We start from the raw sequence: 12,357 nt of genomic DNA, 5'->3' as shown, positions 1-12,357 counted from the left end.
GGAGTTCCTGACATGAACAGTCCGAAGAGAGGCTCGATAACCTTGCTGGCCGGCGCGATGTTGCTGGCCAGCACGGCAGCCTTCGCCTCAGTGGAGCCGGCCTCGCCCGTTCAAAAAGGGCAACCGGCGACCATTGCAAAAGGGTTGCAACAGGCCAAGACCTACACCGTCAGCAGCGCCCCGACCGCGCCGCTGGAGCTGGCCAAGCCGAAACTGCCGGACACCTCCGGCTACACCGCCGAAGCCATCGCCGCGAAAGTCGTGCGCACCAAGCCCGGCAAAATCAGCGTGCGCCGGATGATGCAGGAAAACGCCCTGAAGGACTTCATTGGCGGCGATAACAAGATGGCCGAATGGGTCGTGCGTCAGCACGGTATCCCGCAGGCGATTTTCATCGACGACGGCTACATGAACCTCAAGGATCTGGCCAAGAAAGTACCCCAGCAGTACTTCAGCGAAACCTCGCCGGGTGTATTCCTGGCGAAGTTGCCGATCGTGGTCGGTGAGAAAGGCATCCTGGAAATCGACAAGCAGACCCAGGAACTGCGCCTGTCCCAAGAGGGCGGTTCGTTCCTGGTCAACGACGGCCAGCTATTCGTGCGCGATACCAAAATCACTGGCTGGAGCGAGAAGGCAAACGGCCCGGCGGCCTTCAAGTCGCCGAAGGAATTCCGTCCGTTCCTGCTGTCCTGGGGCGGCACCCAGACCTACATCGCCAACAGTAAGATCGCCAGTTTCGGCTACGCCAACAGTAAGTCCTACGGCGTGAGTATTTCCCAGTACACGCCGAACATGGCCAAGGTGCTCAAGCGCCCTGAACCGAGCGGCTGGATCGTCGGTTCCGAGTTCTCGGACATGTGGTACGGCTTCTACTGCTACGAAGCCCGCGACTTCGTGGTCAAGGGCAACACCTACAAAGACAACATCGTCTACGGCATTGACCCGCATGACCGTTCCCACGGTCTGATCATTGCCGACAACACGGTGTTTGGTACCAAGAAGAAGCACGGGATCATTATTTCCCGTGAAGTGAACGACAGTTTCATCTTCAACAACCGCAGCTACGACAACAAGTTGTCGGGCCTGGTGATCGACCGTAACAGCGTCAACAACCTGATCGCCTACAACGAGATCTACAAGAACCACACTGACGGCATCACCCTCTACGAGAGTGCCGACAATCTGCTGTGGGGCAACAAGGTGATCAGCAACCGACGCCACGGCATCCGGATTCGTAACAGCGTGAACATCCGCCTCTACGAAAACCTGTCCATGGCCAACGGCCTGACCGGCGTCTACGGGCACATCAAGGACCTGAGCGACACCGACCGGGACATCAAGCTCGACCCGTTCGATGCCCAGGTGTCCCTGATCGTGGTCGGCGGCGAACTGGCCGGCAACGGCAGCGGCCCGCTGTCCATCGACTCGCCGTTGAGCGTGGAGTTGTATCGCGTGTCCATGCTCGCGCCGACCAAATCCAGCGGCATCAGCTTCTCGGGGATTCTCGGCGAACGCCAGGATGAAATTCTCGACCTGCTGGTGCGCCAGCAGAAAGCCGTGCTGATCGACCCTGTCGAACGCCAGACCAAAGTACGGGACTGAGGATAATTTTATGCACCCACACTTGATCAAATTACTCAGCCTGTCGGCCCTGACCGCCGGCATTCTCGCGGCCAGCACCGGCGCTCGTGCCGATGAAGCCAAAGCACCAACCTTCAACGCCGAACCGTGCTGCAACCTGTGCCCGGAAGCCCACGACGCGAAGAACTACACCACGCGTTACCAGCAGAACTTCACCACGCTGGTGCAGGCTCAGGGCGATTGGCTGTTCCGTACGCAAGAAGACTTGCGCACCGAATTCGACACCACACCCGCCGGCTACAAGCGCATGAAAGAACTGCACGATGCGTTCAAGAGCAAAGGCATTGAACTGGTCATCGTTTACCAGCCGACCCGTGGTCTGGTGAACCGCAACAAGCTCAACCCGGAAGAGAAGGCCAAGTACGATTTCGACAAGGCCTTGAGAAACTACAAGGCCATGCTCGGGCGTTTCGCCGCCATGGGCTACACCGTGCCGGACCTGTCGCCGCTGACCAACGAGTCGCTGCCTGACACTCTGCCGGCCCACGACTTCTACTTCCAGGGCGACCAACACTGGACGCCGTATGGCGCCCAGCGCACGGCGAAAATCGTCGGTGAGCAAATCAAGAAAATGCCGGCCTTTGCCGACGTGCCGAAACGCGAATTCGAGAGCCATAAGTCGGGTCGCATGGGCAAGACCGGAACGTTACACAATATGGCTGGTCAACTCTGTGGCACCAGCTACGCGATCCAGTACATGGATCAGTTCACCACCGAGCCGAAAGGCGAAGCAGCTGATGGCGATCTGTTCAGTGATTCCGGCAATCCGGAGATCACCCTGGTCGGCACCAGCCACAGTGGCAAGAACTACAACTTCGCCGGTTTCCTCGAAGAGGCCATCGGCGCCGACATCCTCAACGTAGCGTTCCCTGGCGGTGGCCTGGAAGGTTCGATGCTGCAGTACCTGGGCAGCGAAGAGTTCCAGACCAAGCCGCCGAAGATTCTGATCTGGGAATTCTCGCCGCTCTATCGCCTCGACCAGGAAACCATCTACCGCCAGATGATGGCGCTGCTGGACAACGGTTGCGAAGGAAAGGATGCACAGATGACCGGCAGCACCACGTTGAAACCGGGCAAGAACGAATTGATGGTCAACAGCAAGAACCTGAACCTGCAAAACAGCAGCCACCAGGTTGATATCCGCTTCGCCGATCCGTCGGTGAAAACTCTGCAAGCCACCCTCTGGTACATGAACGGCCGCCACGAGGACATCAAGATCGAAAAGCCGGAAACCTCCGACACTGACGGGCGTTTCGCCTTTGAGTTGCGCACGGACGAAGACTGGGCCTCGCAGAATCTGCTGGCCGTCGAAATCCAGGGACCTGAAGCAGGTGCCGCGGGACAGAAAGTCGAAGCGAAAATCTGCAAACGCAACGTGTTCCCTGGCGCTGGGCAGCGTACCGCTCAGGCCGGGCAATGAGGCAACTATGCAAACCCGAACTTTGAAAAGATTGATCGCACCGTCCCTGCTGACTCTGGCGATGTTCGCCGGAGCCACCCAGGCCGCCGCGCCCCTGCGTCCACCCCAGGGTTATTTCGCGCCGATTGAAAAAGTCAAAACCGGCGACAAGAGCGAAGGCTGTGATGCGATGCCGACGCCGTACACCGGCTCGCTGCAATTTCGCAGCAAATACGAAGGTTCCGACAAGGCCCGTTCGACCCTGAACGAGGCATCGGAAAAAGCCTTTCGTGACAGCACCGCCGACATCACCAAACTGGAACGCGGCACCAGCAAGCGCGTGATGCAGTTCATGCGTGACGGTCGTCCGGAACAACTTGAATGCACGCTGAACTGGTTGACCGCCTGGGCCAAGGCCGATGCGTTGATGTCCAAGGACTTCAACCACACCGGCAAGTCGATGCGCAAATGGGCCTTGGGCAGCATGGCGTCTTCGTACATTCGCCTGAAGTTTTCCGACTCCCATCCGCTGGCGAATCATCCGCAAGAATCGCAGTTGATTGAAGCCTGGTTCAACAAGTTGGCCGATCAGGTAGTCAGCGACTGGGACAACTTGCCGCTGGAACAAACCAACAACCATTCGTACTGGGCCGCCTGGTCGGTGATGGCAACGTCCATCGCCACCAACCGTCGCGACCTGTTCGACTGGTCGGTGAAGGAATTCAAGGTCGGCGCCAATCAAATCGACGCCCAGGGTTACCTGCCCAACGAACTCAAGCGCCAGCAACGCGCCCTCGCCTACCACAACTACGCCCTGCCGCCACTGGCGATGATCGCCAGTTTCGCTCAGGTCAACGGTGTGGACTTGCGTCAGGAAAACAACGGCGCATTGAAACGCCTGGGTGATCGAGTGCTCGCGGGTGTCAAAGACCCGGAAGAATTCGAGGAGAAGAACGGTAAGGAACAGGACATGACCGACCTGAAGGTCGACTCGAAATTCGCCTGGCTCGAACCGTTCTGCTCGCTCTACACCTGCTCGCCGGATGTGCTCGAGAAAAAGCACGAGATGCAGCCGTTCAAGACCTTCCGTCTCGGGGGTGACCTGACCAAGGTCTACGACCCGGCCAACGAAAAAGGCAAAAAAGGCTCCTAGAGCCAAACGCAAAACCTGTAGGAGCCGAGCTTGCTCGCGATGACTGAGTGTCAGTCGACATCGATGTTGAATGTCAGACCGCAATCGCGAGCAAGCTCGGCTCCTACAGGGTCAGTGCAAGATTTGAATTGAGTGATATTCCCCCGGTTTTTCGATGGGGGGTTTGGGGGGGCTGCGGCCCTTGACTGTTGGTTAAACATGGAGAGACCGGGATGGTATTTTCATCCAACGTGTTCCTGTTTTTGTTCTTGCCGATCTTTCTCGGCATGTACTACTTAAGCGGAATTCGCTATCGCAACCTGCTGCTGCTGATCGCCAGCTACGTGTTCTATGCCTGGTGGCGTGTGGACTTCCTTGCGCTGTTCGCAGCCGTCACGCTGTGGAACTACTGGATCGGCCTCAAAGTCGGTGCCGCAGGCGTTCGGACCAAACCGGCACAACGCTGGTTGCTCCTGGGCGTGGCCGTCGACCTGTGCGTTCTCGGCTACTTCAAGTACGCCAACTTCGGCGTCGACAGCATCAACGCGATGATGACCTCCGTCGGTCTGTCGCCGTTCATCCTGACCCACGTGCTGTTGCCGATCGGGATCTCGTTCTACATCTTCGAGTCCATCAGCTACATCATCGACGTCTACCGTGGTGACACGCCGGCGACTCGCAACCTGATCGACTTTGCCGCGTTCGTGGCGATCTTCCCGCACCTGATCGCCGGTCCGGTGTTGCGCTTCCGCGATCTCGCCGACCAGTTCAACAATCGTACCCACACCCTCGACAAGTTCTCCGAAGGTGCGACGCGATTCATGCAGGGCTTCATCAAGAAGGTCTTCATCGCCGACACCCTGGCGGTCGTGGCCGACCATTGCTTCGCCTTGCAGAACCCGACCACGGGCGATGCCTGGCTCGGCGCGCTGGCCTACACCGCGCAGCTGTATTTCGACTTCTCCGGTTACAGCGACATGGCCATCGGCCTGGGCTTGATGATGGGTTTCCGCTTCATGGAAAACTTCAAACAGCCGTACATCAGCCAGTCGATCACCGAGTTCTGGCGTCGCTGGCACATCAGCCTGTCCACCTGGTTGCGTGACTACCTGTACATCACGCTGGGCGGTAACCGTAAAGGTACGCTGATGACCTATCGCAACCTGTTCCTGACCATGCTGCTTGGTGGTCTGTGGCACGGCGCGAACATCACCTACATCGTCTGGGGTGCGTGGCACGGCATGTGGCTGGCGATCGAAAAAGCGCTGGGCCTGAACACCTCGCCGCGCAGCATCAACCCGATCCGCTGGGCGCTGACTTTCCTGCTCGTGGTCATGGGCTGGGTGATCTTCCGCTCGGAAAACCTTCACGTCGCCGGTCGTATGTACGGCGCGATGTTCAGCTTCGGCGAATGGTCACTGTCGGAACTCAACGCGGCCAGCCTCACCGGCCTGCAAGTGGCGACCCTGGTGGTGGCTTACATGACCCTGGCGTTCTTCGGCATTCGTGACTTCTACAGCAACCTGCCGCCTGAGAAAACCAAGCCTGTTGTGAACGTCGAGGCCGATGGCCCGGCTGCCGCGACTCCTGGAATGATCAAGGCCGTACCGGGCGACAACCCGGGCAGCATCCACCAGCCTGGCTACACCGTCGGCGTTGAAGCGACTGTGCAACCGGCCTACTGGACGGCGGACTGGTCTCGTTACGTGATGCGCACGCTGGTACTGGTGCTGTTCATCGCCTCGATTTTCAAACTCTCGGCGCAAAGCTTCTCGCCGTTCCTTTACTTCCAGTTCTGAGGGATCTGACTATGACCCGCTCATTACGCATCCTCTACATCGGCCTGTTCATGGTGACGCTGTTAGTCCTGGGCCTGTGGTCCACGCGCAGCTTCCTCGGCTTCAGCACCTCGGCTGAAACGACGGTGCTCAACGGCCGCTGGACCAAAGCCGTGGAGACGCACTACGACGACGAGTTCCCGATCAAGCGCCTGGGTACCAACCTTTGGGCTGCGCTGGATTTCAAACTGTTCAACGAAGGTCGTCCGGGCGTCGTGCTCGGCCGCGATCAGTGGTTGTACAGCGATGAGGAATTCAACCCGATCGTCAACGAAGAGCTGAACCTGCAAGGCAACTACGCGCTGGTTGAAGGCGTACGCCAGGAACTGAAGGCCAAAGGCGTGAAACTGGTCATGGCGATCGTGCCGGCCAAGACTCGCCTGTACCCGGAACACCTGGGTGAAGTGAAGCCTTCGAGCATCCACGCCAACCTCTATGAGGACTTCCACGCTCATGTGGCGGCCAACAAGATCCTCGCTCCCGACCTGTTCGGCCCGATGCTGAAGGCCAAGCTGGACGGTCAGCAAGTGTTCCTGCGCACCGACACTCACTGGACCCCGGAAGGCGCGCAAATCGCTGCCGAGACCCTGGCCAAAACCATCGCCGAAAAAGCCCCGCTGAGCGGCGAGCCACAACACTTCGTCACTGAACCTGCGGAGAAGGTGACTCACAAGGGCGACCTGCGGTTGTTCCTGCCGCTGGACCCGCTGTTCGAAAACCTGATGCCCAAGACTGAGCCGTTGCAGAAGCGCAACACCGTTGCGGCGCAAGACCAGGCTGGCGGCGATGACGCCCTGTTCGCCAACACTGAAGTGCCGGTGGCCCTGATCGGCACCAGCTACAGCGCCAACCCCAACTGGAACTTCGTCGGTGCGCTGAAACAAGCGCTGAACAGCGACGTGGTCAATTACGCCGAAGACGGCCACGGCCCGATTCTGCCGATGCTCAGCTATCTGAAAAGTGATGCTTTCAAGAACAGCCCGCCACAGGTGCTGATCTGGGAGTTTCCTGAACGTTATCTGCCTGTGAACAACGAAATCGGTGACGCCGACCCGCAGTGGGTCGCAGAGCTCAAAGAAGCCGGCGTAAACCAACAAAACGTAGCAGCAAACACTAAATCCGAGACGCCCGACCGGGCGCAAAACTGAAAGAGAGGTACACCATGACTTTCACTACTACTCCTCGCCGTCTCGCCAAGACCTTCGCACTCGTTGCAGGCATGAGCGTTCTGTCGATGTCCGCCTTCGCTGGCGACGCCGCACTCTACGGCCCGACTGCACCGAAAGGTTCGAGCTTCGTACGTGTCTACAACGCCAGTAACGCTGAAGTCAGCGCCACCGTCGGCACCACCAACCTGGCCGAAGTCGCGCCGCTGTCCAGCACTGACTTCAGCTTCATGCCGGGCGGCGACTACAGCGCCAAGATCGGTAGCCAGTCCCTGCCGGTGAAACTGGCCGGTGATCACTATTACACCCTGGTCAACAACGCCAGCGGCGCACCGCAACTGATCGAAGAGCCGCCGTTCAAAAACAAGCAAAAATCCCTGGTTCGCATGCAGAACCTCAGCGACAAGGCCCTGACTCTGAAAACCGCTGACGGCAAGACCGAAGTGGTCCCGACCGTGGCCGCCAAGGGCCGTGGCGAACGTGAAATCAACCCCGTCAAAGTCAGCCTGGCGCTATACGATGGCGACAAGAAAGTCGGCGACGTGAAACCGGTTGCCCTGGAACGCGGTGAAGCCGCCGTGCTGTATGTGACCGGCAGCGGCAGCAGCCTGGCGCCAGTCTGGGTAAAACGCCCGGTTTCGACGCGCTAATCATTTTGTCGGGTAGCCCACGGGCTACCCGGACACGGAATAAGAACAAGAGTGAAACGACAGAACGCAGTAGCTCTGACCCATACGATTTTCAAGGAGTAACAACATGATTCCGGTGATCTTGTCAGGTGGTAGTGGCTCACGTCTTTGGCCGCTTTCGCGTAAGCAATTCCCTAAGCAATTCCTCGCCCTGACCGGCGAACAAACGTTGTTCCAGCAAACCCTGGAACGCCTGGTGTTCGAAGGCATGGACACCCCCATCGTGGTCTGCAACAAGGAACACCGTTTCATCGTCAACGAGCAACTGGCCGCCCGTAAACTGGACGTGCAGCGCATCCTGATGGAACCGTTCGGCCGCAACACCGCGCCAGCCGTGGCCTTGACCGCACTGATGCTGGTCAACGAAGGTCGCGACGAATTGATGTTGGTGCTGCCAGCCGACCACGTGCTGGAAGATCAGAAAGCCCTGCAACGCGCGCTGGCCCTGGCCACGGTCGCTGCAGAAAACGGCGAAATGGTGCTGTTCGGCGTACCGGCCACCAAACCGGAAACCGGCTACGGCTACATCAAGTCGGCCAATGATTCGCTGCTGCCCGAAGGTGTCAGCCGCGTCTCGCATTTCGTCGAAAAACCGGACGTGAAGCGCGCCACCGAGTTCGTCGAATCCGGCGGTTACTTCTGGAACAGCGGCATGTTCCTGTTCCGTGCCAGCCGTTTCCTCGAAGAGCTGAAAAAACACGATCCGGACATCTACGACACCTGCGTGCTGACCCTGGAACGTAGCGAGCAGGATGCCGACACCGTCGACATCGACTCCGCCACCTTCGCTTGCTGCCCGGACAATTCCATCGATTACTCGGTGATGGAAAAAACCCAGCGCGCCTGCGTTGTACCGCTCACCGCGGGCTGGAGCGATGTCGGCTGCTGGTCGTCGTTGTGGGAAGTGAATGAAAAAGACGCCAACGGCAACGTCACCAAAGGCGATGTGGTCATCCAGGACAGCAAAAACTGCATGATCCACGGCAACGGCAAACTGGTGTCGGTGATCGGCCTGGAAAACATCGTGGTCGTCGAAACCAAGGACGCCATGATGATCGCCCACAAGGACAAGGTCCAAGGCGTGAAACAGATGGTCAACACCCTCAACGAGCTGGGCCGCAGCGAAACCCAGACGCACTGCGAAGTCTATCGTCCTTGGGGTTCCTACGACTCGGTGGACATGGGCGGCCGCTTCCAGGTCAAGCGCATCTCGGTCAAACCGGGCGCGTGCCTGTCGCTGCAAATGCACCACCACCGCGCCGAACACTGGATCGTAGTCAGCGGCACTGCTGAAGTGACCTGCGACGAAAACGTGTTCCTGCTCACTGAAAACCAGTCGACCTACATCCCGATCGCCTCGGTCCACCGCTTGCGCAATCCGGGCAAGATCTCGCTGGAAATCATCGAAGTGCAATCGGGCAGCTACCTGGGCGAAGACGATATCGAGCGGTTTGAAGATATCTACGGTCGCTCCAACCCGATCGAACGCGGCGTGTCGGTGAAAACCATCGCGCAGTGATTGATCTGTAACACAAGAAGCCCCCGCCCGACCCGCTGCGTTTCCCTATCCGCAGCGGGTTGGGTGGGGGCTTTTTTATCACGTCAATTTGGCGCCAGATCTCGAGGCAATGGCCGCTGATCGTGGGTTGATCGCTGTAGTAGTGATTTGTACCAACTTACTGGTCTTGTTTATCCTGTTCAAAGACTTGAGTGTCAGAAAGTTGCCCACGCCTCGTACATTAGAGATGTTTTTCGATATCAGCTCGGCGTTCACGGCCTCTTTCAGTTCGTCTGGCTTCAGCTGGGAGGCGGGGTTGGCCACCAAAATATCCACTTCCGCCTCAACATAATTATCATTACTGGCCCCCCCCTTAATCGTAGTGGTGGAAATCGCGGCGATTGCGTAAATTTGCCTGGTTCCGGCAGCTTTCAGCTTGTCCTCTTTTTTCAGAATCGCAAAGAACCTGTCCTCGTATATTATTTTTGGCTCGGCACTTCCTGGATCCGGCTCGTCAATCCAGGGATTCTGAAACCTCTCCTCCACCAACTCCGCCATCCAAGATGAGAGTGTTTCTCCTAATTCAAGATTCTTCTGGGCCTCTTCCGATCTGGCCGGAAACATCCCTAAGGCTTGCCTGTACACACTTTTGTAATCCAGCAAGCTGCGTTTCAACTCATCTTTGCCAAAGGCGTACTTGGTGTCCACGCCCGCTTCCACCGCTTTGAATTTGGAGCTGGTTTTAAACGCCTTGGTTTTATCGTCAAATACCGCGACTTTTGCGACCATTGCCTTGGCCTTCAATCCCATCCGCTGAAGCGTGCCGAGGTTGATTTCGTAGCTCCCGACTTCATCACCTTGCAGGCCGAATGAATCAATAAACGTCATTGGGTTGTTCAGCACCATCGAGAACAGATTCAATCCATCAATATCCACCGCAGGATCGGGATTCAGCCAGCGCTGCAACCACGGTATGTAGTACCGAAACCCATAGTAATAGAGCCCCGTCGCATCCCGCTCTTTACCCGAATAGCGAACGGTTTTGTAATCCCCATCGGTGTCGTTCGGGCTGGCAGACCAGGCGGTTGCACCAAAGGGGTAATAAGTTTCCTGACTGATGACTCGCGCATCATCGGTGAGCTCCAGGGTGCAGGAGTTCAGAAGATCAACCAGGTTGTAACGGTACTGATCGTTGGTCACGCCGGGCGGCGGATCGGTTTCCCAATGCAGCACCCGAACACTGTTGAGCCCGGCCTGCGCGGTGATGACCTCCAGCACCTTTCCGGTGCCGCTGTCGGTGCGAATTTCCACCCCCGGTAAATAACGTACTTCGGCCACCACGGTTCGGGCATTGGTGTTCAGTGAGCGGATTTTGCGCACGCGCTGGCCACCGCCATCATAGACATAGGACTCCCGGTCATTGCGCCCGGAAGCGCGCTCCACCGGACTGACCGATTCCAACTGGTTACGCAGGTCCCACGTCAAAAACCGTCCCTGATCCAGCTCCAGCAAATTGCCCTTGGCATCGAACGCAGCGGCGATTGCTTCTTCGGTGGGCGGTACGCCGTTGCGCCAGGGCAGGCAGCGGTTGCTGTATCGCGCCGCCTTCAGTTCACGCCCCGGACTCTGCGCCCCGACATGCGTCAGCTTCAGCAGGTTGCCGCTTTCGTCGTAACTGTAGGTCTGGTGATAGTTGCTGACCGCCGCCGAGTCAGCCCGTCCCACGGATTCCGGTCCCTGATTGGCGCTGCCCGCCTCCCAGCCAAACGCATCGATCAATTGGTAAAGGCTGTCGTAGATAAAGCGACTAACCGGATCGATACGCTGGTTGTTGAAGTAACGCACCGGCAGTGCCTTGTCCTCAATGCTGAGGACATTGCCCGTCCGGTCATAGTCGTAGATCAAGTGCTGCAACCACCGGGCACTCGCGTCCTGTGCCCGGCGCTCCATCAAAAGACCGTCTTCAGCGCGGTAAAGGAGAGTTGTTTGTACATGGTTGCCGGCGGTTTCGTGCGTCACCTGCCCCTCGGCGTTGTACTGGATATCGCTGACCAGCAATTGCCAGGTGCTCAGTCCGTGAAGTTGCAGACGCGTCTCACGCAAGCGACCGTCAAGGGTCAGGCTGAAGACCTGGCGGTTGTCCTTGGCATCGACCTGTTCCAGCACATCATTCAGCGGGCCGAAGCTCCACGTCGAAGCGGCGCCCTCACCCGGCTCAAGCAGTCGCTGGCGATCGGCTTCCAACGCCGGCCAGTCAGATGCAACAGGGTCCAGGGTGAAGTGACGGACTTGCTTCACGCATTGGCCGGTAATTGAAAACGCCTCGAACAGCACCGTCCCTGCGGGGTCGTCATGACGGATCAACTGTCCGCATTGATTCCGGACGCCATCATCGGGACCGCCATAGGCCATGCGTTCAACCGCCCTTCGCGGCTCGGTCGCGCCTTGCTCGAACACCACCAACGGACGAAGCAGGTCGTCGTACTCAATCTCACGGCGCGTATCTCGACTGTCCCACCCCAGCAACAACTCATTGCCCAGACCTGGCAGGCTGAGCTGCCAACCGGCATCGACGCTGTCAATGAACAGCGCGTTACCCGACAGCGAAAACACCGTCGTGAGGTTGGCGCGCCTCAACAGCTCTTCTTCTTGCAGCGCCCAAAGCCGTGGATCCCACTGTTCAACGGCACGTCCTGCGGCATCATAAAAGGTGCGGCTGATGCGTGCCTGAGTGGGGTCACCTTCGACCTCACGCCAATAATCAACCGAACGGATCGGCAGACCACGCGGGTCGACAACGGACAATCCGGGTGTTTTGTGGTGCATTCCCATCGTCAAGGCTTGCATGCCGGTCGCGTCCCTGTTTGCCAGCAGTCATCTAATCGTTCGTGGACAGCCAAGGCTACTGTCAGAAATCACAGTACCGACCAACGGCAACAGACCTTGATCGACGAATGTCCATTCCTTCGGCCCTTCGGTAGGATGGTGGTCATG

General features: G+C 58.2%; 8 protein-coding genes. 7 read left to right on the top strand and 1 reads right to left on the bottom strand.

The annotated features are described in order from the left end of the window. Nucleotides 1–12: 12 nt before the first annotated feature. The 7 genes from algG to PMI27_RS02115 all read left to right on the top strand — a co-directional run bounded on the left by algG (nt 13) and on the right by PMI27_RS02115 (nt 9,384). Nucleotides 13–1,602 carry a mannuronan 5-epimerase AlgG gene (algG, locus tag PMI27_RS02085; RefSeq protein WP_008153484.1) on the top strand — a complete coding sequence of 530 codons (1,590 nt, stop codon included), beginning with the start codon at nt 13–15 and terminating at the stop codon, nt 1,600–1,602. 10 nt (nt 1,603–1,612) lie between these two features. Continuing rightward, complete coding sequence (locus PMI27_RS02090; RefSeq protein WP_008153485.1) at nt 1,613–3,061, top strand: alginate O-acetyltransferase; 1,449 nt, start codon at nt 1,613–1,615, stop codon at nt 3,059–3,061. Nucleotides 3,062–3,068: 7 nt separating this feature from the next. Next, complete coding sequence (locus PMI27_RS02095) at nt 3,069–4,193, top strand: mannuronate-specific alginate lyase (RefSeq protein ID WP_008153486.1); 1,125 nt, start codon at nt 3,069–3,071, stop codon at nt 4,191–4,193. 212 nt (nt 4,194–4,405) lie between these two features. Continuing rightward, on the top strand, nt 4,406–5,971 hold the full coding sequence (locus tag PMI27_RS02100; RefSeq protein ID WP_008153487.1) for an MBOAT family O-acyltransferase: 1,566 nt from the start codon (nt 4,406–4,408) through the stop codon (nt 5,969–5,971). Nucleotides 5,972–5,982: 11 nt separating this feature from the next. Next, the gene (locus PMI27_RS02105) at nt 5,983–7,158 is read left to right on the top strand and encodes an alginate O-acetyltransferase (RefSeq protein WP_008153489.1); all 1,176 of its coding nucleotides are present in this window, start codon (nt 5,983–5,985) and stop codon (nt 7,156–7,158) included. A gap of 14 nt (nt 7,159–7,172) precedes the next feature. Beyond that, nucleotides 7,173–7,826, top strand: a complete 654-nt coding sequence (locus PMI27_RS02110) for an alginate O-acetyltransferase AlgF (RefSeq protein WP_008153490.1) — start codon at nt 7,173–7,175, stop codon at nt 7,824–7,826. 106 nt (nt 7,827–7,932) lie between these two features. After that, a complete protein-coding gene (locus PMI27_RS02115; protein ID WP_008153491.1) occupies nt 7,933–9,384 on the top strand; it encodes a mannose-1-phosphate guanylyltransferase/mannose-6-phosphate isomerase in 1,452 nt (483 codons plus the stop codon). 78 nt (nt 9,385–9,462) lie between these two features. Here the strand turns inward: PMI27_RS02115 and PMI27_RS02120 are convergent, their stop codons facing one another. Next, nucleotides 9,463–12,210: an RHS repeat-associated core domain-containing protein gene (locus tag PMI27_RS02120; RefSeq protein ID WP_008153492.1), complete on the bottom strand. Its 2,748-nt coding sequence runs from the start codon at nt 12,208–12,210 to the stop codon at nt 9,463–9,465. Nucleotides 12,211–12,357: the final 147 nt, after the last annotated feature.

It is taken from the genome of Pseudomonas sp. GM41(2012), assembly GCF_000282315.2.
Lineage (GTDB): Bacteria > Pseudomonadota > Gammaproteobacteria > Pseudomonadales > Pseudomonadaceae > Aquipseudomonas.
This window is presented reverse-complemented; position numbering and strand designations above follow the sequence as displayed.

Excerpts from the sequence above, each read along its gene's own strand:
- algG (WP_008153484.1), top strand. The coding sequence starts at position 13 with ATGAACAGTCCGAAGAGAGGCTCGATAACCTTGCTGGCCGGCGCGATG.
- PMI27_RS02090 (WP_008153485.1), top strand. The coding sequence starts at position 1,613 with ATGCACCCACACTTGATCAAATTACTCAGCCTGTCGGCCCTGACCGCC.
- PMI27_RS02095 (WP_008153486.1), top strand. The coding sequence starts at position 3,069 with ATGCAAACCCGAACTTTGAAAAGATTGATCGCACCGTCCCTGCTGACT.
- PMI27_RS02100 (WP_008153487.1), top strand. The coding sequence starts at position 4,406 with ATGGTATTTTCATCCAACGTGTTCCTGTTTTTGTTCTTGCCGATCTTT.
- PMI27_RS02105 (WP_008153489.1), top strand. The coding sequence starts at position 5,983 with ATGACCCGCTCATTACGCATCCTCTACATCGGCCTGTTCATGGTGACG.
- PMI27_RS02110 (WP_008153490.1), top strand. The coding sequence starts at position 7,173 with ATGACTTTCACTACTACTCCTCGCCGTCTCGCCAAGACCTTCGCACTC.
- PMI27_RS02115 (WP_008153491.1), top strand. The coding sequence starts at position 7,933 with ATGATTCCGGTGATCTTGTCAGGTGGTAGTGGCTCACGTCTTTGGCCG.
- PMI27_RS02120 (WP_008153492.1), bottom strand. The coding sequence starts at position 12,210 with ATGCAAGCCTTGACGATGGGAATGCACCACAAAACACCCGGATTGTCC.